The organism is Bacillus sp. PS196 (assembly GCF_037963555.1).
Lineage (GTDB): Bacteria > Bacillota > Bacilli > Bacillales > Bacillaceae > Bacillus > Bacillus subtilis.
Genome location: NZ_CP150159.1, coordinates 1,452,752 through 1,475,639, shown reverse-complemented (window position 1 = coordinate 1,475,639; position 22,888 = coordinate 1,452,752). Strand labels below are relative to the sequence as shown.

Annotated in this window: 23 protein-coding genes; 7 read left to right on the top strand and 16 right to left on the bottom strand. The window is 41.2% G+C overall.

Going from position 1 to position 22,888, the window contains the following annotated elements:
- Positions 1 to 52: 52 nt before the first annotated feature.
- The 11 genes from dapD to fadH form a co-directional block, all read right to left on the bottom strand.
- A complete protein-coding gene (dapD, locus tag NST79_RS07850; protein WP_003218680.1) occupies positions 53 to 763 on the bottom strand; it encodes a 2,3,4,5-tetrahydropyridine-2,6-dicarboxylate N-acetyltransferase in 711 nt (236 codons plus the stop codon).
- A 104-nt stretch (positions 764 to 867) separates the two neighbouring features.
- A complete protein-coding gene (locus NST79_RS07845; RefSeq protein WP_032721472.1) occupies positions 868 to 1,323 on the bottom strand; it encodes a flavodoxin in 456 nt (151 codons plus the stop codon).
- Positions 1,324 to 1,338: 15 nt separating this feature from the next.
- A complete protein-coding gene (locus NST79_RS07840) occupies positions 1,339 to 2,232 on the bottom strand; it encodes a hypothetical protein (RefSeq protein WP_106073885.1) in 894 nt (297 codons plus the stop codon).
- Positions 2,222 to 2,698 carry a flavodoxin gene (locus NST79_RS07835; RefSeq protein ID WP_014476664.1) on the bottom strand — a complete coding sequence of 159 codons (477 nt, stop codon included), beginning with the start codon at positions 2,696 to 2,698 and terminating at the stop codon, positions 2,222 to 2,224. Before NST79_RS07835 ends, NST79_RS07840 begins: the two co-directional genes overlap by 11 nt.
- 111 nt (positions 2,699 to 2,809) lie before the next feature.
- Positions 2,810 to 3,691, bottom strand: coding sequence for a transcriptional regulator CcpC (ccpC, locus tag NST79_RS07830; RefSeq protein WP_003232387.1), 882 nt, complete (start codon positions 3,689 to 3,691; stop codon positions 2,810 to 2,812).
- Positions 3,692 to 3,837: 146 nt separating this feature from the next.
- A complete protein-coding gene (cbpB, locus tag NST79_RS07825) occupies positions 3,838 to 4,281 on the bottom strand; it encodes a cyclic-di-AMP-binding protein CbpB (RefSeq protein ID WP_003218674.1) in 444 nt (147 codons plus the stop codon).
- A gap of 137 nt (positions 4,282 to 4,418) precedes the next feature.
- On the bottom strand, positions 4,419 to 4,616 hold the full coding sequence (gene abbA, locus NST79_RS07820) for an AbrB antirepressor AbbA (protein ID WP_010886502.1): 198 nt from the start codon (positions 4,614 to 4,616) through the stop codon (positions 4,419 to 4,421).
- A gap of 133 nt (positions 4,617 to 4,749) precedes the next feature.
- Complete coding sequence (locus tag NST79_RS07815; protein WP_106073884.1) at positions 4,750 to 5,268, bottom strand: ribonuclease H-like YkuK family protein; 519 nt, start codon at positions 5,266 to 5,268, stop codon at positions 4,750 to 4,752.
- A 110-nt stretch (positions 5,269 to 5,378) separates the two neighbouring features.
- Entirely contained in the window at positions 5,379 to 5,618 is a 240-nt protein-coding gene (locus NST79_RS07810) for a DUF1797 family protein (protein ID WP_003218671.1), read from the bottom strand.
- 645 nt (positions 5,619 to 6,263) lie between these two features.
- Positions 6,264 to 7,487 (bottom strand): EAL-associated domain-containing protein, encoded by a 1,224-nt coding sequence (locus tag NST79_RS07805; protein WP_212060948.1) that lies wholly within the window; start codon positions 7,485 to 7,487, stop codon positions 6,264 to 6,266.
- Positions 7,488 to 7,550: 63 nt separating this feature from the next.
- A complete protein-coding gene (gene fadH / locus NST79_RS07800) occupies positions 7,551 to 8,315 on the bottom strand; it encodes a 2,4-dienoyl-CoA reductase (protein ID WP_015383534.1) in 765 nt (254 codons plus the stop codon).
- A 142-nt stretch (positions 8,316 to 8,457) separates the two neighbouring features.
- Between fadH and NST79_RS07795 the strand changes: the two genes are divergently transcribed.
- The 4 genes from NST79_RS07795 to NST79_RS07780 all read left to right on the top strand — a co-directional run bounded on the left by NST79_RS07795 (position 8,458) and on the right by NST79_RS07780 (position 11,827).
- Positions 8,458 to 9,318 (top strand): metallophosphoesterase, encoded by an 861-nt coding sequence (locus NST79_RS07795; RefSeq protein WP_003232400.1) that lies wholly within the window; start codon positions 8,458 to 8,460, stop codon positions 9,316 to 9,318.
- A gap of 56 nt (positions 9,319 to 9,374) precedes the next feature.
- Positions 9,375 to 9,869 carry a L,D-transpeptidase family protein gene (locus NST79_RS07790; RefSeq protein ID WP_010886500.1) on the top strand — a complete coding sequence of 165 codons (495 nt, stop codon included), beginning with the start codon at positions 9,375 to 9,377 and terminating at the stop codon, positions 9,867 to 9,869.
- A 75-nt stretch (positions 9,870 to 9,944) separates the two neighbouring features.
- Positions 9,945 to 11,237: an MFS transporter gene (locus tag NST79_RS07785; protein ID WP_014479656.1), complete on the top strand. Its 1,293-nt coding sequence runs from the start codon at positions 9,945 to 9,947 to the stop codon at positions 11,235 to 11,237.
- Between the two features lie 125 nt (positions 11,238 to 11,362).
- On the top strand, positions 11,363 to 11,827 hold the full coding sequence (locus NST79_RS07780; RefSeq protein WP_003232406.1) for a YkyB family protein: 465 nt from the start codon (positions 11,363 to 11,365) through the stop codon (positions 11,825 to 11,827).
- Positions 11,828 to 11,870: 43 nt separating this feature from the next.
- On the opposite strand, the gene cheV is transcribed toward NST79_RS07780, so the two are convergent.
- Positions 11,871 to 12,782 (bottom strand): chemotaxis protein CheV, encoded by a 912-nt coding sequence (gene cheV, locus NST79_RS07775; RefSeq protein WP_014476655.1) that lies wholly within the window; start codon positions 12,780 to 12,782, stop codon positions 11,871 to 11,873.
- 203 nt (positions 12,783 to 12,985) lie between these two features.
- On the opposite strand from cheV, the gene NST79_RS07770 reads away from it, so the two are divergent.
- Both NST79_RS07770 and NST79_RS07765 read left to right on the top strand, forming a co-directional pair.
- Positions 12,986 to 13,147, top strand: a complete 162-nt coding sequence (locus tag NST79_RS07770; protein ID WP_003245246.1) for a hypothetical protein — start codon at positions 12,986 to 12,988, stop codon at positions 13,145 to 13,147.
- Positions 13,148 to 13,348: 201 nt separating this feature from the next.
- Positions 13,349 to 14,530: an aminotransferase A gene (locus tag NST79_RS07765; RefSeq protein WP_101172463.1), complete on the top strand. Its 1,182-nt coding sequence runs from the start codon at positions 13,349 to 13,351 to the stop codon at positions 14,528 to 14,530.
- A gap of 9 nt (positions 14,531 to 14,539) precedes the next feature.
- Here the strand turns inward: NST79_RS07765 and kinA are convergent, their stop codons facing one another.
- The gene (gene kinA / locus NST79_RS07760) at positions 14,540 to 16,360 is read right to left on the bottom strand and encodes a sporulation histidine kinase KinA (RefSeq protein ID WP_015252197.1); all 1,821 of its coding nucleotides are present in this window, start codon (positions 16,358 to 16,360) and stop codon (positions 14,540 to 14,542) included.
- 163 nt (positions 16,361 to 16,523) lie between these two features.
- On the bottom strand, positions 16,524 to 18,644 hold the full coding sequence (locus tag NST79_RS07755) for a penicillin-binding transpeptidase domain-containing protein (RefSeq protein WP_212060944.1): 2,121 nt from the start codon (positions 18,642 to 18,644) through the stop codon (positions 16,524 to 16,526).
- Between the two features lie 336 nt (positions 18,645 to 18,980).
- On the opposite strand from NST79_RS07755, the gene NST79_RS07750 reads away from it, so the two are divergent.
- Positions 18,981 to 19,754: a CAP domain-containing protein gene (locus NST79_RS07750; protein ID WP_003244693.1), complete on the top strand. Its 774-nt coding sequence runs from the start codon at positions 18,981 to 18,983 to the stop codon at positions 19,752 to 19,754.
- A 38-nt stretch (positions 19,755 to 19,792) separates the two neighbouring features.
- Here the strand turns inward: NST79_RS07750 and NST79_RS07745 are convergent, their stop codons facing one another.
- Together NST79_RS07745 and mcpC are read right to left on the bottom strand one after the other, a co-directional pair.
- Entirely contained in the window at positions 19,793 to 20,659 is an 867-nt protein-coding gene (locus NST79_RS07745; RefSeq protein ID WP_212060940.1) for an NAD(P)-dependent oxidoreductase, read from the bottom strand.
- Positions 20,660 to 20,796: 137 nt separating this feature from the next.
- On the bottom strand, positions 20,797 to 22,764 hold the full coding sequence (gene mcpC / locus NST79_RS07740) for a methyl-accepting chemotaxis protein McpC (RefSeq protein ID WP_114523666.1): 1,968 nt from the start codon (positions 22,762 to 22,764) through the stop codon (positions 20,797 to 20,799).
- Between the last annotated feature and the right edge of the window lie 124 nt (positions 22,765 to 22,888).

Genomic DNA, 22,888 nt, shown 5'->3' with positions numbered 1-22,888 from the left:
ATACGAATAAGGCGTGGATATATTATCCACGCCTTTTTTATCAAACTTTTCCTTACAGCTGGCGTAATTCCTGCTTGATTTCAGTTTTGCCTTTTGTTTTTTCATCAATGTCTTTGATTTTTTTAGCTGGTGTGCCTGCAACGACAGTGTATGGCTCAACGTCGTTTACCACGATCGCTCCCGCAGCAACAACAGCTCCTTTACCTACTGTTACACCTTCAAGCACAACAGCATTTGCGCCGATTACGACGTCGTCTTCAATCACAACCGGTTTAGCGGATGGCGGCTCAATAACGCCCGCAAGTACAGAACCCGCGCCGATATGGCAGTTTTTTCCGACAGTAGCTCGTCCGCCAAGCACAACGTTCATATCAATCATTGTGCCTTCGCCGATGACTGAACCGATATTAATAGAAGCACCCATCATGATGACTGCGTTATCACCGATTTCAACTTGGTCGCGGATGATCGCGCCCGGCTCGATACGCGCTTTGATGTTTTTAAGATCAAGCATTGGGATCGCAGAATTGCGGCGGTCATTTTCAACGACATAGTCTTCGATTTTGCTTTGGTTTTCTTCGATTGCTGTTTGGATTTCGCTCCACTCACCGAAAACGACACCAGTGTTTCCGTTGATAAAAGCTTTCGCAGATTCGCCGAAATTGATTCCTTCCAGCTCACCTTTCACGTAAACCTTTACAGGTGTTGATTTTGTACTATTTTGAATAAATGAAATAATTTCATTTGCGTCCATCATTTTCATATGTATAGTCCTCCTCCTGATTTTCTACCTCATTACTGTATCAAAGGAAAGATACAAAGACAAGAAAAAAAGGAACAGCCGTTTTAGCAGTTCCCAGTTAGTGATCAGACAGCGCACCCGCTTTTCTTTGCGAATTGTCTCCCGAAGTTTATTAATTCTTCCTCTTCTTCACCTTCTGGATTATTTTCGATTTTTACCGAAGGCAGCACAATGTCTCCACCGCGTTCTTTTATTTTTGCCTCTAGCGTATCAACCGCTCCGCAGAAAAATTCATATGCTGTATCACCGGAACCGAATACAGCGCATGTTTTGCCGGAAAAATCAATCTCATCCATGTCTTCAGCCAAATCTAAAAATTCATCAGGCAGATCTCCGTCTCCCCATGTGTAGGTTCCCATTATGATATGGTCATAATCGGTAAACAGCTGGGCATCATCAATATCCATTGCTTCGAAACGGTCTACTTCTGCTTCCGCCTCCTGAAGCCCCTTTTCAATCAAATCTGCCATAGCTTCAGTGTTGCCTGACATTGTTGCATAAACGAGCAAAATCTTCGCCAATTCCTTGTTCCTCCTCTAATGAATCATTGCTGAAACTTCGTACGGCTGGACAAATTTACATTCATACAAGCCTGCGCAAAAGAAATTCTCTTTCTGATTGGCCACTCTCCATCCATGCCCCTTAATGGTATCGAACCATTTTAACGATCGGGCTTCGAGATCAGCCTGGTAAATTCTCGAAAAACCATTTTCATCTTGTGTTGTAGTGACATATATAATGCTATCATCCTCTGAAAGATCAAGAAATGATTCTTCTATTCTGATCATGCTGGATTGAATGATGAATTCTTCACCATTCAAAAGATTCCGTACAGTGACAGCACCGTGCTTTCCTTTCACAGAACCCATCGCCGCCACCAGCCAATTTTCATTGAACACGAGCATGGATGCCGTCATCCGGTTTTTTTCTTTTTTGACAATTTGGACATTGTCACGCTTAATGTCGTAAGCCCAAATGCCGCCAAAATATTCGTGTATTTGCGTGCCGATAAAAAGATTGCCCCCGTGAAGGCATAGCGACCGGATAACAGGGGGATTATGAAATTCGGCAAAAGGTTTGGCTACGCGCCATGAGACACCAAAATCATCCGATACATAAATACAATGCTTACCGTGGGCGCAGACAAACCCGTTGTTTCTGCCGGTAATCGCCCACACTGTTGCATTTGTCGGAAAGCTCGACATCGTCCAGGTTTTCCCTTCATCAGCCGAACGAATGACTGTTCCCTTTTCACCGACGCCAAATAAGTAAGGCCCTATGTAGCTGATACAGTGTATCTTACTTTTCAAACGAAAAAGCTTTCTCCAGCCCTGCTCCAAAGAATAATGAAAAATGCCTTCTCTTTGTACCGCCACAAAATATCCAGAAAACGCCGATGCCGTAACAGCAGTTGCTCCTTTATGAAACATGGCTTTTTTCCTTGTTCATATAATCTGCCCATGCAAGAAAACCTCTCGCAAACGCTCGGCAGCTTTCCACATCTTCATCTGTTTCAGGCGCTAATTCAATTTTTAGTGTTTCCTGGTAAACAGCAGCTCCCGCCTCTTGCAGCATGGCATTGAACAAATTCACCGCTTCGCAAAACTTTGGATAAGAATAATCGCCAGACCCGAAGCAGGCTGTTTTTAAACCATTAAGCTGAAGCTGTTTGACCTCTTCGAAAAAATCCTCCGCTTCGTAGGGCAAATCGCCGTCCCCCCATGTATAGGTGCCAATCAGTACGTAATCATAGGAGGTTAAACAAGACACATCCACATCATCTATCTCGACACAATCGATATCCAACTCATATTCCTGAAGCGTATCTTTTATTATGAAGGCAATGTCTTCTGTATTTCCTGACATGCTGGCATATGTAATCAAGGCTTTAGCCATGTTATCACCCCATTAATTGATAATGATTTTCAATATCATATGTATCACTTTAAATGATAATGATTTTCATTGTCAACAGATAAATAAAAAAAAGACAGCACCTCGCTGTCTTTAAAATGGATTTTCCTGATCCAGCATATCTTTTATCACTTGTACAAAAGCTTGAACTTGTTTCAGTTCAAAGGCAGGCTCATAGCCTAATAACCATGTATCCCGACCGATCGGATGCCCTTTCATGTCTAAAAGAGGCATTTTATTCACTTTATCTTCATTTTGAAGGGTAACAGACGGCAAAATAGCATAACCGATTCCGTGCAGCGCCATCTGTTTGCACGTTTCAATCTGATCAACCAATATCGTCTGTTTCGGCGACGTTTTAAATTTTTGGTGCCACCAGTGCTGAATTTCCTGAAAATAAGTGCTGTCACTTTTAAACTGGATAAACGGCCGTTCTGTATGGGCAATATCTTCGATGCAGGAAATTTCAGTATCCACTAAATACAGATGATCTGTCATTAAGTAATCTTTGCGCCCCTTCCACTCAGGGTTGCCTCTTATAATGCCGATATGAACCTGATCCTCATACAAGCTTTTCAGCATTTCGCTGCTCCACCCGGTTATGAGCGAGATCTTTGCATTCGGATACTTTTCCACATACGTCTTCAGGACTTTAGGGAGCCAATGCTGACCGATTATGGAGGCGACGGCAAGCTTCAATGTGCCGTGAATTTCACCTTCAAGCTCGTCAATATTTTCTCTTATTCTTTCCTGCTCTAATGTCACATCATTCGCAAACTGAATGATTTTCTCACCGGCGGGCGTTACCGTTAATCCTTTTTGTGATCTTAAAAAGATTTTTGTTCCCCACGCCTTTTCAATGGTTTGTAAGCGCTGAGATAAAGCCGGCTGAGATACAAAAAGCCGTTCTGCCGCCTTTCTCATATTTAATTCCTCAGCTAAAACTACGAGCATATGAAGCTCTTGAAGCTGCATGTCGTCCTCCTTTTTGTTATCAATAAGTTTTTCTTATCTCCCATTCTAATAAAATCTTAGTTTCTTATTCAAGCCCTATTCTCGTTTAAATTATGTATGCGCTTTCTTTTTTGCTCTGGCTATATAATAAAAATAGGCCGTACAGCCTACTTATTCAACGAGCGTATATGCTTATTCAATTCCTTTAAAACGACTCTTCTCGTAAAAATCCCTTCAAATACCTGCTCGTCATTTTCAACACAGACAAATCCGTTATTAATGACCATGCCGAATCCCTTCATAATCGGATCATTGATATGAAGGCGCGGAATGTCGGTCAGCATGACTTCCTCAACAGTGATTTGGTCAAGCTTTTCAAACTCAATTCGCTCAAGTCCAAAAATACTGTTCATGATCATATTTGTCCCGATTAAGCCATGTAAACGATAGGAAGGATCCAGAACCGGGATGGCTGTGTATCCGGTTTTTGTCAATACTAATAATGCGTGTTCAAGGTTATTTCCGACTTGCACGTGCGCTACTTTGTCCGCCTCAATCATAAATTGTCCGACTGTTGCCTCAAGAAGTTGATCTGATTGTAAGCTTATCATGTTTTCGACCCCTTTTCATTTTCATCATCAATACATTCCCTATATTGCAATAATATAAACTTTATCAGTATTTGTCGAAAAGTTTCCTTTCAATAAAAAAGATACTCTTTGTGGAGTATCAATTATAGGGTGTCCCATTAATTTTCAAATCGAAATCGGTCGTATAGCGTTACAAGTTTTTTGTAGGTGGTTCCGTCAACGTTTTTGGTCCCTGTCTCTATATCGTTGATCTCACTGCTTAATAGCTCGATGGCATACTCATGGTTGATCAGGATATTCAGCAGAAGTTTTTGTTCTTCTTCTGTAAATCGTTCACCGATAAGACTCATTCGCAATCAGGCCCCCTGTTTTATACTGAATACCTCTGAAAGCAAGACAACTTACTTTCAGCTCTACCGCTAGAATAAGTAATCAGATAACAAACGTCAACCGCATAATTCGACATTTACCTTGGCTTTTTCAGCCAAATTATTTTGTGAAACGATTTGCATAGCTGAAGGCAGTGTATGAATCCGGCTTTATTTTGGCCTCAATCCCCATGGAGGTAATACGTCCAGTCATTTCTTGGATCAGATCTTTTGTAAGCCCTTTTTTCCCAATATCCAAGTGAACTTCGAAGGTAAGATCCGCCCCCTCACCGGTAAAGGGCAGGAGCAGATCGGTAATATCCATTAAGTGTCCATCAAGAATATAAGCGGCCGTTTCTTGGCTGTACGCCGTTTCTAACGAAATCTTCTCCCGAAGGCTATGTATGGGTCTGTCGACTGTATGATTTTTCAAGCAGCCCCAAGCTCCCTTGCCTGTACGATGCAAATGCAATGCGGTAATAAACTTTGTGTAATCGCGGTAAACCTGTGAATCGGTTCCGATCGATAACACATAAGAAGAACGGGGGTCCTTTTGAACAAAGGCTTTAAGCCGTTCCATCACATCTTGAAAGGTCATCTGTGCTTCTGAAAGATTATAAAACAGAAAAGAATCAGCCATCACGACACTCCTTTTCAAGGATTTACAACCATGAAACAAGTATGTTCCTTACCGTTTATTTCGATTACTTTTGCAAAGGCGGAAGCTTGTTCCCCCCTATTTCAGGAATCTTACTGAAGAAGTTCAAAGATTTCGATGGAAACCATGTCGATATTATCAAACGGATATGTGTTAGGTTTTTCACCTTTTTGGAAAACCGTCAGTTCAAACGTTTGATTTTTTTCGAAATATTTAACACTGCATATTTTCTCACCATTCACTTCGAAATAGCGCTGCATTGGCTCGTTAGCCGCTTCCGCTGTTTCTTGCAGACTTTGCAGCCGTGTGATGATACCCATTAATTGTGACATTCTAAAAAAAGACTCCTTTCAAAAAGCAACTTCAAATCAACAAGTATTTATTATAATACAAGTTCTATTGAGCATCATACCATAAAGTCGGACAGGATGGCATTTTCACTGCTGAATTTAAGTAAAGAAAAAAAGTGAAAAAAACGATTTTTCTTTAGTTTGAGGCTTTTTTTGAATGTCATGCACACAATTATAATTTTTTTCGAATCTTTGGCAACATTAAGAATGCCTTTTTGCAACGTTGTCAAAACCTTCTTTTGAATTTTCTGGTGAAGTCCCGCGTGGCCATAATCAATGGGAGTCATGCTGGATAGAGGTAAACAACAGAACTGAAATAAACATTTCAGAACGAATTTTCCTCCTCACCCGTGCAGCAGTGTCAGGGGTGTTCGGCACTGAATGTTTCTCCCCGTGTTAAACGTTTACCACTAGTTAGGTTTATTGTTTCATTGGATTGTCCTATGCTTTGACAAATAAAAAACTTGGCGGGGGTAGCGCCAAGTTTTTTCGGATCTTGATCTGATAGAGGGGTTGGGGAACAGAGAGTAGCTTCTCTCTATAATTAAATGATAATGATTCTCAGTATCAATGTCAATCGTTTTTTGATATTTTTTCAATTCATAAAAAAAAACGGCCTTTTAGCCGTTAAATCAGTCCGTCCTGCTCATATAAATAAGAATAAGGCAAGTCTATAAATAAATACATCTGATCATCCATCGGATATGAAAACGTTCTGATCATTTCACCTGTTTCCAAATCACTGTACAGATCACTGAAAAAACCTTTTCTGAGATTTCTCATTCTCATAATGTTCTCCAGAAAATAAGGGCGCCAGCTCCAGTTCTTTTCCGCATATTCCGGCTGATAAATCCATTCTCCATCTTGCTTAAACACATTTCCCGTCAGCTGATCGCCTTCTTCATCACACATGTAAATCCTGAAGCTGCAATCTGTCAGCTCTTCCGCCAGCTTTTTAATAAAGTCATCATCAGAAGACAGATTGTTTTTTCTCAAAGAGGTCACAGCCTGATGCACTCGTTTGTAAAACTGTTCAGAGTGCTCATAGACGGTCTCCAGTTTCTTTTTCTCATGTGTGATAAATTGGTGAAATTCAGTTTTAAGTCTTTGTTTCAATACATCTCTCTCTAGAAACGTTTCAGATGGAGACACCAAGTAATAGCCCTGAAAATAACGGCCTCCGTTTCTCCAGGCGTACTGTAGCTGGAAGTTCGCCTCAATGTCTTCATACAATAGCGCCGCACCGATTTTTCTTGCTAATAAAGATATGCTGTACAGCACATGCTCATATGACGGTGACGGCTGTGACACTTTCAGCGCCTGCAAATCGATTTTTAACAGATCTGGTGAGAGCAGCGCGATTCTGTCCAAGTTGCTGCTTTCTTTTCCGATGTTGTCAACTGCGATTTTAATTCCGTACGTACGATAGTATGCAAGCATATGGTAGAGCTGCTCAATATCCCCTTCAAAATTGTGCTCTGTAATTTCAAGAACAAAACGGTGGAGTTCGATTCCCTTCTCTTCATATTCTTTCAGAAGCTCCAGAAAGCTTTCACCATGATCCAGCATCAGCAGATTGGCATCCTGATTCATAAAAATCAGCAGATCAGAATCCGACTCTAAAAAGCGGTCAAGAGCCTGGCGGATAATTCTGTTATCAACCTCTAATTTATATTCTTCGGGTATCCCCGCATCTAAAAAGAAGGGCCCGAGACTTTGGATTTCTGAATCTGCCAAAATTCGTCCAAGCACCTCATATCCGACAACCTTCTGCTCCTCGGCACTAAAAATCGCCTGGTAATATGGAAGGACATCATCAATGTTCGTTAAAATATCAAGTGGATCCAACATGTTATCACCTGCTTCTCTATCTTTGTCTGATTATACCACATTGAATCCAAAGATTAATATTCTTTAAAACGGATAAGGATTCAGCCATTGCCCCCCGTCCATTGTGATACAATCCCCGTTTATATAGGATGCTTCATCAGAAAGCAAAAACGCTGCCAAAGCGGCGATTTCCTCCGGTGTGCCCAATCGGCCGAGCGGCACACTGTTCATCGTGCGGGCCATCGCTTTTTCCGATTCAAATAGCTTCTCCGCACCGCCTGTTCGTTCAATCGGTCCGGGGGCTATCGCGTTTGTACGAATGCCGTATTTGCTCCCCCATTCAACGGCCAGCGTTCTTGTCAATGACAATACCCCCGCTTTGGCTGCAGCGGAATGAACGACCCCCGCTCCCGCTCCCCAAGCGTACGTGGCTGCCATATTTAAAATGACACCCTGCTGCTTCTGGTCAATCCAATGCCTTGCCGCTGCTTGGCTGCAAAAAAATGTGCCGTTTAAAACAATCTCAATAACGGCTTTCCATCCATTGGGCGTCAGCTTTTCTGCCGGACAAATAAAGTTTCCGGCCGCGTTGTTAATCAGCGCGTCAAGCCGGCCAAAGGCTTTTATCGCTTCTTTAATCATGTCTGAAGCGGCGGAATCGGAACGGACATCCATTTGAAAACAAGCGACCTGTCCCTCAAAGGTCTGAATTTCTTTTTTTGTTTCCTCAAGTGCCTCATGGTTCCTCCCTGTCACCATAACGTGCCACCCTAATTCAGCCTGTTTTTTTGCCATCGCTTTTCCCATGCCGCTTGACCCGCCGGTAATAATTACCGCCTTTTTTTCCATGTTTATCCCTCCAATTGTGAATGAGTATTCATTCAATAATATTCTATCATTATATCCCTGCCTCTGTCAGCACATGCTCATATGAGATTTTTATCAGATACAGATGATATAATAGAAAAACTCTATTAAAGGTTGGTTTGAAATGAAAAAGATGTCCAGAAGACAATTTCTAAAAGGAATGTTCGGCGCTCTTGCTGCCGGGGCTTTAACGGCCGGCGGGGGATATGGCTATGCCAGGTATCTCGAGCCGCATATGATCGAGACAACCGAACACACAATAAAAAGCTCTCTCATCCCGCACGGATTTGACGGTTTTAAAATCGTGCAGTTCAGCGATGCACACTTGAGTGATTACTTTACTCTCGAAGATTTAAAAACTGTCATTCTTACAATTAATGAATCTAAACCTGATCTCATTGTTTTTACAGGTGATATTATCGATAATCCTGATACGTACCAGCACCACCAGGCAGTCATTCCATTATTGAGAAAGCTTAATGCTCCATTCGGCAAGCTTTGTATTTACGGTAATCATGATCACGGAGGCTATGGAACTGCCGTTTACAAAAGCCTGATGACGGCCGGAGGTTTCACGGTATATCGCAATGGCTATCAAACATTGTCACTCGCAGATGGCAGCAAAATCGAGATTGCTTCGCTTGATGACTTAATGCTGGGAAACCCAGATTATGAAGGCACCCTTTCAAGGCTGAGCGACAGACTTTTTTCCATTCTTCTCGTCCATGAACCTGATGCGGCCTTGAAAACAACAGATTATCCCGTGAACCTTCAGCTTTCCGGCCATACACACGGCGGCCAGATTCAGCTGCCTTTTTACGGACCGATTATTACGCCTCCATATGGAAAAGTCTACACAGAGGGAATGTATCAAACGGGCAGCACTCATATTTACGTAAACCGAGGCCTCGGGATGACCAGGCTGCCTTTGCGGTTTCTGGCCAAACCTGAAATCACTGTCTTCACCTTAAAAAGCACAAATTAATGTAGCAGGATGGGCTCCTCATCAATACTTATAAGTAAAAAAGGAGGATGAGGAAACTGCTTACGTACCAGGTGAAGCAAGGTGATACACTGAACAGCATCGCGGCTGATTTCAGAATCAGCACGGCTGCATTACTCCAGGCTAATCCGTCACTGCAGGCAGGGCTCACCGCGGGACAGTCCATAGTCATCCCCGGACTGCCGGACCCTTATACAATTCCGTATCATATCGCAGTCTCAATCGGAGCGAAGACCCTTACGCTGTCCCTAAATAATCGGGTAATGAAAACCTATCCCATCGCCGTTGGTAAAATACTAACGCAAACGCCTACTGGCGAGTTTTACATTATTAACCGCCAGCGCAATCCCGGCGGCCCATTTGGCGCTTATTGGCTGAGCCTTTCAAAGCAGCACTACGGAATACATGGGACGAATAATCCCGCTTCGATTGGTAAGGCTGTTTCTAAAGGCTGCATTCGCATGCATAACAAAGACGTGATTGAACTTGCTTCAATTGTGCCAAACGGAACAAGAGTCACGATTAACCGGTAATGTTTTCTTATTTGTTTCAAAAACAGGCGGTTTATAATATGATAAAGTGGGACCTTTAGGGTAAGGAGCGTTTTTATGGATATATTTAAAAATCGTAATTTTGTTCGTCTATTTTTCGCAGCACTCGCTTCTCAAATGGGCACGACAGTAGGCAACATGGCCTTTGCATTTTTTTTGCTGGACCGATTCAGTAGCCAGCCTTCATATACGACCTTGGCGGAGCTGATGTATTCTCTTCCGACCATATTTGTATTTCTGATCGTGGGAGTCGTCGCGGACCGGTTTGACAGAAAAAAGGTGGCAGAAAATTGTGATTGGATCAGAGCAGGCCTGACTGTCGTGCTTTTTTTCACTTTATTTACCGGCAATATTCCTCTTGTTTTTTGTATCTTATTTATCAGAAGCGCTGTAACAAAGTTTTTCTTTCCGGCAGAAAACAGTTTGGTACAAGCCATTCTGCCGAAGGAGCATTATGCGAAAGCGGCAGGGCTTAATCAGATGCTTTTTAGCATTTTTATGGTGTTTGGAGTCGGTATAGGCGCGTTTATGTACAACACCATCGGTATTGAAGGCGCCATTATTCTTGATTTTGTCAGCTTTATCATTTCCGGGCTGCTGATCCGCAGCTGCCGGATTCCAAAAGAAGCCCGACAGCCAAACGGTGCATTCAGCTGGAGAAAGACTTCTGTTAAGGATTCAATAAATGACTTTAGAGAAGGCATCCTCTATATTTTAAAAAACAAATTGCTGGCATCTCTTATTTTTGGCTTTTTCATTTTTGGATTTGTCAACGGAGGATTCGCTGTATTGCCGATGTTTACAATGAAATATGGATTGGCGCCTGACCGTTATGAGTGGCATACGTCTGTATTTACGATCGCACTCGGGTTTGGGCTGCTGGCAGGCAGCGTAATCGGCACGATCATCTCTAAAAAAGTGAAGCCGCACTTTTTAATGTCGATACCGATTTTCATTGCAGGTTTGCTGATCTTCGTCCTCGGCTACACCAATATTTTATGGGTGTATTACGCGGCAGCTTTTGCACTGGGAATGTGCATCGGACCGATCAACATTGCAATCGGAGGGTGGATGCCCAAAATTGTTCATCCAAAACTGATGGGACGTGTAAGCGGCATGCAGGACCCTTTTATGATGTTTGCACAGTCTTTGACACTTGGCTTAGTCGCGCTGTTATTCCCTAAGTTTGTTTCAAACATTGATTATCTTTATTACGGTATGGGTGTTATTATCCTGCTCGTTTTTATTTTTTATTTTATTGCACTGCCAAAATACAGTGCTCAGGCTGTGGAAGTGAATGTTCAGGAAGCATTTCAAGAACAGCCGAAAAAGAAGGCAAGATCTGTATAATGCAGGTTAAAAATGCGCTTTTTTTCTTAGAAAAAAGCGCATTTTTACATTCAATATTTGCATTTCAACTTTAAAAAAGTATAATCTAAACATATAGAAATTGATAAGAGCAAAGGAGAGAAATAATGGACGACCATGCATATACGAAAGATCTGCAGCCAACCGTAGAAAATCTTTCAAAAGCAGTTTACACTGTGAACCGCCATGCAAAAACCGCCCCCAACCCTAAATACCTATATCTGCTGAAAAAACGGGCTTTGCAAAAGCTTGTCAAAGAAGGTAAAGGAAAGAAAATAGGGCTTCATTTTTCAAAAAATCCAAGGTTCAGCCAACAGCAATCGGACGTGCTTATCTCAATCGGAGACTACTATTTTCACATGCCTCCAACTAAAGAAGACTTCGAACATCTTCCGCATTTAGGTACACTTAATCAATCGTACCGAAATCCTAAAGCTCAAATGTCTTTAACAAAAGCGAAACACCTATTGCAAGAATATGTCGGCATGAAAGAAAAGCCGCTAGTGCCAAATCGCCAGCAGCCAGCTTACCATAAACCGGTCTTTAAAAAACTTGGCGAGAGTTACTTTTAAAATAAAAACAGCCGTGCCTCTTTCTGGCAACGGCTGTTTTTATTTATTCAATAACATACGTATCCACTTTTTTAATCAAATCACTGATCTCAGGCTTGCTGATTTGCTCATCTGCGCCTACAACTTCGCCGCGGTGACGCAGATCATCCGTAATTAACGATGAGAAAATCATAACCGGCACATCTGAGCTTTTTGGATTTTCCTTCAGCAGCTTTGTGAGCCTGTGTCCGTCCATTTTTGGCATTTCAATATCAGTGATGATCATATCAATCTGTTCTGATAAATCAGTTTCGTTTTCAGCAAGGTTCATTATGTATTCATATGCCTCTTTTCCATTTTCAAACGAAGCGATATTGTTGTACCCTGCTTCTTTTAATTCATCCTGCAAGAGGCGCATCAAAAGCGGTGAGTCCTCTACAATGATAAGCTTTTTATCAGTTCTTCTTTCATCGAAGCCCTCGGTATGCATATTATACGTGTCAACACCTGAATCTGATTCAATGTCATAAATAATTTTTTCATAGTCAGGCAAAAAGATCATCAGGTCTTCGAGCTTAATAATCCCGGTAAGGTGCCGCTCCATTCCTTGATTTAACGATGTCGGCTTTTCAATCGCTTCCCAGGATACTCTGTGAATTTGAGAAACAGAGCCGACATGAAAAACAATTTTCCGTTTATTAAATTCAGTCACGATATATTTCTCATCTTTTGATCCTTCAGGCTCTACTCCAAAAAATGAGAAGAGACTGATCACAGGGAGGATTTCTCCTCTGAGTTTAATCATTCCTTCTACATGCTGATGGGAGTGAGGCACTGATGTCACCTCGACAGGCTGAATAATTTCTCTTACCTTCATGACGTTAATTCCGAAAGCATTTTCACCCACGCCAAACTTCACAATTTCTAATTCATTTGTACCAGAATCCAATAAAATTTCGTATTGTTGTAACGACAATTCAATCCCTCGCTATTCGCATTCAGTATTGTACTGTATATATCGGCGTAATTTGTAAAAAGTGAATGGCAGCTCTTCAAAATCGAATTCCGAAGGCAACAAGCCGCGTTCCTCAAAAAAGAAACTTTTTTCCTAATAACCATTGACTTTCCAACTAACAGTGATAAAATAGTCAAGGATTTTTCCAAAGAAGGGTGTAAATAATGGGTACCTTAGTAATATTTAAAGAAAACGAAATGACTGTTTTAGAGGATATCAGTGAAGAAACTTACCTGAATATGAAGAAAGAATCAGCTGACCTTCAAGAAGAGCATCCTCCGTATCTGATTTGGCACGAAGACCTTCATTTTGATTATGGCTATTAATGAAATTGGCACATATAAACAATAATAGAACATGATACAATAAAGACAATCAAATCGCTGGTTGTCTTCTTTTTTTCTGAAAAGAAAGGTATGTTTAGAAAAAAGGCGCATACAATCGAAATATATCAGTTAAAAAGGTGACAAATGATCAGCTAGTGGTAAAATAGGATAAACTCATTATATTTGTTAAGGTGATGAATTATGGAACATTTGCTGAATCCGAAAGCAAGAGAGATCGAAATTTCAGGAATACGCAAATTCTCGAATCTTGTAGCCCAACACGAAGACGTCATTTCACTTACAATCGGCCAGCCTGATTTTTTCACACCGCATCATGTGAAAGCTGCCGCAAAAAAAGCCATTGATGAAAACGTGACGTCATATACTCCGAATGCCGGCTACCTGGAGCTGAGACAAGCTGTGCAGCTTTATATGAAGAAAAAAGCGGATTTCAACTATGATGCTGAATCTGAAATTATCATCACAACAGGCGCAAGCCAAGCCATTGATGCTGCATTCCGGACGATTTTATCTCCCGGTGATGAAGTCATTATGCCAGGGCCTATTTATCCGGGCTATGAACCTATTATCAATTTGTGCGGGGCCAAGCCTGTCATTGTTGATACTACGTCACACGGCTTTAAGCTTACCGCCCGGCTGATTGAAGATGCTCTGACACCCAACACCAAGTGTGTCGTGCTTCCTTATCCGTCAAACCCTACCGGCGTGACTTTATCTGAAGAAGAACTGAAAAGCATCGCAGCCCTTTTAAAAGGCAGAAATGTCTTCGTATTGTCCGATGAAATATACAGTGAATTAACATATGACAGACCGCATTACTCCATCGCAAACCATTTGCGGGATCAAACAATTGTCATTAACGGCTTGTCAAAATCACACAGCATGACCGGTTGGAGAATTGGATTTTTATTTGCACCGAAAGACATTGCAAAGCACATTTTAAAGGTTCATCAATACAATGTGTCGTGCGCCTCATCCATTTCTCAAAAAGCCGCGCTTGAAGCTGTCACAAACGGCTTTGACGATGCATTGATTATGAGAGAACAATACAAAAAACGTCTGGACTATGTTTATGACCGTCTTGTTTCCATGGGACTTGACGTAGTTAAACCGTCCGGTGCGTTTTATATCTTCCCTTCTATTAAATCATTTGGAATGACTTCATTTGATTTTAGTATGGTTCTTTTGGAAGACGCTGGTGTGGCACTCGTGCCGGGCAGCTCGTTCTCAACATATGGTGAAGGATATGTAAGGCTGTCTTTTGCGTACTCGCTGGACACACTGAGAGAAGGCTTGGACCGTTTAGAATTATTTGTATTAAAAAAACGTGAAGCAATGCAGACGATAAACAACGGCGTTTAAGCCGTTGTTTTATTTTTTTGGAAATGAAATTTTAAACGCTGTGCCTTTTTCAGGATGGCTGTCCACATGTATAACTCCCTGATGGTTTTCAATGATATTAAATGTCACCATTAATCCAAGCCCCGTACCTTTTTCTTTTGTTGTTAAAAATGGCTCTCCAATCCGGTTTAGTACCTTTTCAGGTATACCTTCCCCTTCGTCTTTGACAGTAACATGAACAGAATGCTCATCTTCGGTTATGATAATGTCTACTGTTCCCCCATCAGGCATTGATTCAACTGCATTTTTGATTAAATTAATGAATACCTGCTTTAATTGGTTTTGATCCCCGTTTATATAAATGCTGTCTTTTTCATAACTTGTTCTGATAAAAATGCCATTTAAATTCGCCTGCGTTTCTAACAGGGCTGAAACCTCACCAATTAATTTTTTCAAGTTCAAATATTCTTTGACAGCATTTTGCTGAGGTTTCGCCAGCATGAGCAGTTCACTGAGTATTAATTCAATACGGCTGAGTTCAGAAAACACAATATCAAAGTAATGTTCGTTGCCTTCCATTGTCGGTTTCATCAGCTGTAAAAATCCTTTGATCGCTGTAAGAGGGTTGCGGATCTCATGGGCGATTCCCGCCGCGAGCTGCCCTGCGATTGATAATTTTTCCGATTTCAGCATCAATTCTTCTGTTTGTTTTCTCTCTGAAATGTCCCGAAGAATGACCTGGACGGCCGCTTCACCAAAAAAGGTCGTCGGAATGCAGACCATCTCCGTATAAATGACCCTGTTCTGAAAGGTGAACCAGGATTGCTTGACAATTTCAGATTCTGTTTTTTGCTCGGCGATGTTTTGGATTCTCTCTTTTACATCCTCGTGATCACAAGGATGCAGCTGATCGTATATGTTTTTGCCAATTAAGTCCTCATAGGTAGCCGCTTCAAACAGGGAAATTCCCGATTCATTCATAAACACCCATTTTCCATTGTGAATCACCGCAATGGTATCAATGGAATTTTGAATCAGCAGCTGATATCGTTCACGGCTTTTTTGCAGGATGGTTTGGAATTTCTTCCTTGAAGAGATATCGATCAGCAGCAGCAGCTCAGCCTGCTGGTTTTTGTAGACGGTCGGGGATGCTTTCACTTCTAAATGAACAGGTGTGCCATCAAGCCTTTTCCACGTCTGTTCAATCATTCCGACTTCCATTCCTTTTTGCATTCGTATAATCCTGTTTTTCACGATATCATGATATTCTTCTTCAATAAATTCATAGGACCATTTACCAATAATAGCATCCTTGCTTTTGGCTCCCAGCATTGAGAGCATCGCGCTGTTTACATAGACGATCTTGCCTTTGACACTGATGCATAGCGGACTCGGGAGATTTTCAACCAACCGTTCATAATCATCCGTTATATATGTAGTCGATTCCGGGCTTGCAGGTTCGATTTCATGTTTTTCGCAGTTTAGGGATTGATGGCCTGTTTCTTCTTCAAGAACCTTCATTTTCAAAATGATTTCCCGTTCTGTCCGCTCAGCTCTTGTCGTAACAATTTCTACCGCAGCCTCCACCCACACAATCGTATGATCTTTTTTAATAAAACGAAAGGTGCACGGCATCAGATGATGTTCATTATAAAAATAGCTTTCAACCAAAAATTGGTCTTCCTCATGCAGAAACGTTTTGAGGAATGATCCGATCATCTCTCCTTGGAGATAGCCCAAATGCAGTTTGGAGTTGGCAGATATATAAATGATGCGTCCATTAGAGGCCAAGACTGCATGAATATCGGTTTTTGTTTGAAGTGGTTTAACATGCTGCGTATCCTGTTCCACAGAATCCCTCCTTTGCATGATCATCGTGTTTCGACATATACAGATTGACTTTTACCTAGTATGATTCGCTAGAAAATGAGTATTCTCCTTCTATTCTTATGGTGAACGTCAATTTTTGAATAAAAGAAAGGGCACACAATCTTTTCGTTGTGCACCCTGTTTTTTATTTTTTACTGTGTTTTTTTTCGAGCTCTGCGTAGGCGTGGATAGCTCTTTTGGCAATAATTTTATTGATCTTATCATCATCATTTACTGATGGAACAACAACACTAAAAGCCACTTTTGGATTTTTCGATGGGTAATAGCCGACAAAAGTCAGATTGTATGTTTTTTTCCCCCACCAGTTGCGATTCGTGCCGTAGTAAAATGTTTCCGCTGTTCCCGTTTTCCCTGATACATCTTCTGTAAACGTATTTTTTGCTGTCCCTGAAGTGGTAACTAGCTTCATTCCGGTCTTCACCTGCTGAATGTCACTTTCTGAGTTGTTAATTTTGTTGAGAATGTTTGGCTTTCTTTGTTCAATGGTCTTCCCAAGGCCTTCTTTTTTGCTGGGCTCATGGATACTTGTAACAATTCTTGGCTGAACACGGTAGCCCCCATTGGCAATTGATGAGATGTACTGTGCCATTTGAAGCGGTGTATATGTATCGTATTGTCCAATGGCCAAGTCTAAAATTAACCCCCCTACCGCATCAGGTGTAGTTTGCATTCCGGCTGATTCCTGCGGAAGATCAATACCTGTCTTTACTCCCAGGCCAAATTGGCTGTAGTAATTTCTCATTTTGTTTAAATCCTTCTGGTCAGCAGGAAGAGGTCCATACGGCTTGTATGTGACACCGGCAATGTGCATGGCAACATTAAACATATATACGTTTGAACTTTTTTGCAGAGCGGTTAATTCATTGATGGTTCCCATGTTCATGTAGGATTTCTTCGGTTTGTTACCGTATCCTGCTAAATAAAGAGGTGTATCAACAAAATATTTATAATGCGGGATCCCGTCCTGATAGCCGGCTAGCACGGTGGCCCCCTTTACTGCTGATCCCATTTCATATTGGGTGGTAAATGCCCCTATCGCATAATCTTCAATTTTGTTGGTTTTTAAATCTATCTTTTTCCCTGCCATCGATAAAATATCGCCGTTATTCGGGTCCATCATCACGGCAAAGGCTCTGTCAAGCATGTAATTTCCGCGTGCACGGCTGTTTCTTACTTCTTCTTCAATGATCTTTTCTACCTTTGCCTGAAGCTCCATGTCAAAAGCAAGCTGAAGATCGTATCCCCTGCTGCCTTTATCAATGGTTTTTTGGCTGACGACATTTCCTTTATTATCTTCTACGTATTCCACTTTTTCTTTATGCGAATTTAAATATTCTTCATATTGATACTCTAAATAACTTTTTCCCACCCTGTCATTATTCGCATAGCCTCTTGTTAAGTAGAAATCTTTCCGGTCGCTCAGCAGGCCCTGATCAGGTGTCGTGACGCCCCCGAAAACAGAATAAAGGGTTTTGTCATAAGGATATTTTCGTGTCCAATCGTTTACGATATCGATTCCCGGAAGTTCTTCTAAATGCTCAGAAACAATGGAAATTTCATCATATGTTAAGTCATTTTTTGGTCTTTGCGAGGAGTTTTTCTTCTCATCAAGCAGCGCTCCGTTTTTTCCATTGCTATTGCTCTTATTTGGATTCATTGCCTTTACGATTTGAGGTTCGTAAGCATTTCCGCTTGAAAACCTTGTATATATCGCAGCAGTTTCCATTTCTTCGTCATCTTGCTGAATAGCCTTTAATTCTTGATCCGGAACACGCTCTATTTGAAGCTTGTAAGCCTGGTCTCCTTTCAGATTGCTTTCTGATTCCTTAAGCAGAGCGGCGGTTTTTTTCGGATGAGCTGCGATCCAGTAATCACGAAGATCCCTTTCCTTCAAAAATTCAGTATCAATATGAATGAAAGAAGCAAGCCGCTTCGCTGTTTTGATTTTATCTTCTGTTTTTGTGCTAGATGTTGATACATACACAATTTCTGGAACGCTCTGGTTGTCGACAGCAACTTTCTGGTTTCTGTCGTACATCTTCCCGCGAGGCGCAGGATAGTAAGCTGTTTTTGCATTTGATTTCTCAGCGTCTTCTTCATGCTGTTCGCCTTCAACAATTTGAACAACCCCGAGCTTAAAAATTAATGCAGTGAATAGAACAAAGACAGCTAGGAAAAAAAGGTTCATTCTGATTGCTCTGTTTCCTTTGCTCTTTTTCTTTGGTTCACGTCCTATTTCAGTCACTTCTGGTTACCCCTCTCAAATCATTCAATATATTTACATATACTGAGATTAATTGTAACACCTTTGTAATAGTTGTTACAGCGAAAAGGAGTAAAAAAAGCTGTCAATATAAAAACACATTAAAATATAACTAACGGTTCAAAAAAAAGGAAGCTATGTAACGGTACGATAAAATCATATATACCGCTGATTCCCTTATTCTTAGTGATTCAACGGATTTACTTTACGAAAATGACAATCTCTATTTGTCAAAGGAAATTGCTGGAATCTTTATGACAAAAAAGCTATGTTATGATTTTTCTGTAGAAACAAACAACTCTAGGAGGTTACGAACTAATGAAGAAAGCATTTATTTTATCTGCTGCCGCTGCGGTTGGATTATTCACATTCGGGGGCGTACAGCAAGCATCAGCGAAAGAACTCTCCTGCCAGCCTGTGGTTACAGTAAAAACGGGGAACACAGTACAAAACATGTCACTTAACGATGCAGTGAAAAAACTGCATATTAACACAAATATCAAAACGTTAAACGCTGCAAACGAAAAAGAGATGAAGCAGCTTCTTCAAAAACATGCGAAGCAATCTAACGTGAAAGTTCAGGATGTTCAAAAGACAGAAACGGCCAAACCTGCACAAAAGACTACTGAAAAAGCAGCTGCTGATCAAAACACTGCTTCTAAAGCACCCGCAACTGCTGAAAAAACAAACACAACAACATCTGCACCTTCATCTGTAAGTGCATATGAGAAAAAAGTTGTTGAACTTACAAATGCAGAAAGACAAAAACAAGGATTAAAGCCGCTTCAAATTGATGAAACGTTAAGCAAATCCGCACGCGCAAAATCTCAGGATATGAAAGACAAAAACTACTTTGATCACCAAAGCCCAACATACGGCTCACCGTTTGATATGATGAAATCTTTCGGAATCAGCTACAAAACAGCAGGTGAAAACATTGCGAAGGGCCAAAAGACACCAGAAGAAGTAGTAAAAGCTTGGATGAACAGTGAAGGACACAGAAAAAACATTCTAAACCCTAACTTTACTCACATCGGTGTTGGTTACGTTGAGTCTGGAAGCATCTGGACACAACAATTCATCGGAAAATAATAAAAAAAGATTGCCTGTTTCGTACAGGCAATCTTTTTTTATTTCACCCAAAGCTTATAGATACTCTGTGTTCCGCTGTTTTCTTCACCTTGAGCAGCTAGCTTGTCATATAAGGATTTTGCGAGCGACAAGCCTGGCATTTCTTCCCCCATTAATTCTGCTTCCTCTAGTGCAATTCCCATATCCTTAATAAAATGCTTCACATAAAATCCCGGTTCAAAGTTGCCTTGCAGCATACGGGGAGCAAGATTTGACAATGACCAGCTTCCGGCTGCGCCCGTTGTGATGCTTTTCAGAACATTTTCTGGCTCTAGGCCTGATTTTTGGGCATAAGCCATCGCTTCAGCAACACCGATCATACCGACTGCAATTGCAATCTGATTGCACATCTTGGTATGCTGTCCGCTTCCAGCCGATCCTTGATACTGAATATTCTCTCCCATTAAAGAGAAAATCGGCATGCAGGCTTCAAAAGCTTCTTTTTCTCCACCGACCATAATCGCGAGTGTTCCGTTTTGTGCACCGACGTCTCCACCGGAAACAGGAGCGTCTAAAGCGAACAATGCTTTTTCTTTGGCCGCTTCAGCAATCTTCTTCGCAAGCGAAGGCTTAGATGTCGTCATATCAATAAGATATGCGCCTTCTTTTGCGTTTTCAATAATTCCATTGCTTCCGAAATACACTTCTTCAACATCACTGGGATAGCCGACCATTGTAATGATGACATCCGCTTCTTTCGAAAGATCTTTGACCGTATCTTTCCAGATCGCGCCTTTTTGAAGTATGCTTTCTGCTTTTTCTTTTGTCCGGGTGTACACCAAAACAGGGTGGCCGTCATTCAGAATATGTGATGCCATGCTCTTTCCCATCACTCCAAGACCGATAAAACCAATTGTTTTTTTCAAGGTCATTCCTCCCAGATGTTTCGTTTTGATTTTAGTTAAAATTTATCATTTTTCCTTCATTTTTTAGACTACCATATCTATTCATCTTATAAAATAAAAAATCCCCAAAACAAATGATGTTTGGGGATGTAATTGGATTACAATGTGAATTTTGCAATTGTGTTCATAAGCTCTTGGCTTGCATGCTTTAGTGTTTCCGTTGAGTGTTTGACTTTATCAAGGGTGACAAGCTGTTCATCGGTTGATGCGTTCACTTCCTCTGCTGCGGCAGCTGATTCCTGTGATATGGCTGAAATGCTTTGAATAGCTTCAGAAATCGCAAGCTGTTCTTCACTCATTCTTTGAATTTCCGCGTAAATGTGATCAATACCTTGTACCAGTGACTGCATTTCTGCAGTTATCGTATTTAATACCTCTCCAGTTTCGTGAATGGCACTGTTTTGTTCATCATTCATTCTGCTTGCCTCAACCATCGCGTGAGAGGCCTCTTTTGTCTCAAGCTGGATAAGCTTCACAGTCTCGCTGATATGCTTTGTAGAAAGGGCTGATTGCTCAGCTAACTTCCGCACTTCATCGGCTACGACGGCAAAACCGCGCCCGCTTTCTCCGGCTCTGGCTGCCTCAATACTGGCATTTAAGGCAAGCAAGTTGGTTTGATCAGATATGTTTGAAATCGCTGTAACGACTTCTTCAATATTCTTAGTTTGATTTTCCAAATCCAGCAGCATCGTTTCAACCTTTTTCGTTTCCATATTGGCTTCGTTTGATTTCATCAGCAGCTGGCCGAGCGCGTCAAGTCCTTTATAGCTTGCATCCTCGGACGATTTTGAGCGTTCTTTAATTCCGCCTGCCTCCTCAGCGATTTGCCTGATTTTCGTTGACAGGCTTTCCGATTTTTCATTAATGGTTTCAACTTCAGAAGCCTGTTCCGATGCTCCTGCGGCTACTTCTTCAATCGCTTTTGCAATTTGTCCGCTTGTTTCATTTGTTTCGGCAGAGACAGCCGTTAGTTGTTCAGAGGTGTCAGATACTTTCCCTGAAGAGAGTCTCACTTGCTCAACCATTTCCTTCATATTTTCAACCATCAGATTGAAATCTCTTGTTAAAATACCGACTTCATCCTTAGATTTTGATTCCGCGCGCACTGTTAAATCGCCTGCGGAAACAGCTTTCGTTTTTACGATCAGCTGCTGTATCGGACCGGTTATCGTTTTGGCCAGGAAGTAGCTGAGAATAATTGTTATGATAAGCGCAATCAATGATATCCAAAGATTTGCCCGATTCATTTTATCTGAAATCCACATTAATTGATCGGTATCAAATTGCGTTCCGACCTTCCAGCCTGTCTCGCCAATCGTTTGGTACACAACCATTTTCCCATTCACATCTTGTATCCCTTTTTTCTCGGATGTGATGGTTTGCAGTGTTTGATCCTTTGATATATTTTTTCCTTGATTTGACGGATGGGCTAAAAGATTGCCGCTCGCATCAGCTAAAAAGGCAAATCCTTTGTAAGGCACCTTTTGTTTATTGACCATACTCTGGATAGCAGAGAGTTTCAAGTCATAGCTGGCAACCCCTATCACTTTTTGCCCGTCTAAGATCGCTTTCGATGCAGTAACAATCATGTCTCCTGTCACGACATCTTTATAAGGTTCCGTCCAAACAACTTGATCCGGGGTTTCAGCTGCAAGCTTATACCATGGTCTTGATGTTGGATCGTAATCCTCAGCGAAATCCGCTTTTGGATATGTAAACATTTCTTTTTTTGCGGTGCCTATGTAAGCCATCGCAACATAATCATCGTTGTCTTTGATTTGCTTAATGTCATCGTGAAACAGCCGAGCAGCTTCTTTACTTGGTTTCGTTACAAATGTATGCGTTAATTCCCCATTAGCCAATCTTGATAACGAAATGGCATAACTCTTTAATTGCAATTCAATATTTTGTTCAAGTGACTGCGTCACGTTTTGAGTTGTATTTTTCCCATCCTCTGTAATCATCGGTTTTAGCGTCAAATAAGAAGACAGCATTAAAAGAACAACTGTGACGATTAACATAATCGAAACAAAAACAGCAATCTTCATGTGAAGTTTTTTAAACAAACCAATCCCCTCCTAATTTCTATATCGGCCCTTTCGTTTGAAAAATGAATAATCAAAAAATAAATTATAAGAAAACCGGAATATATTTACTGAAAATTCAATCTTCGTTATAATGAAACAACAT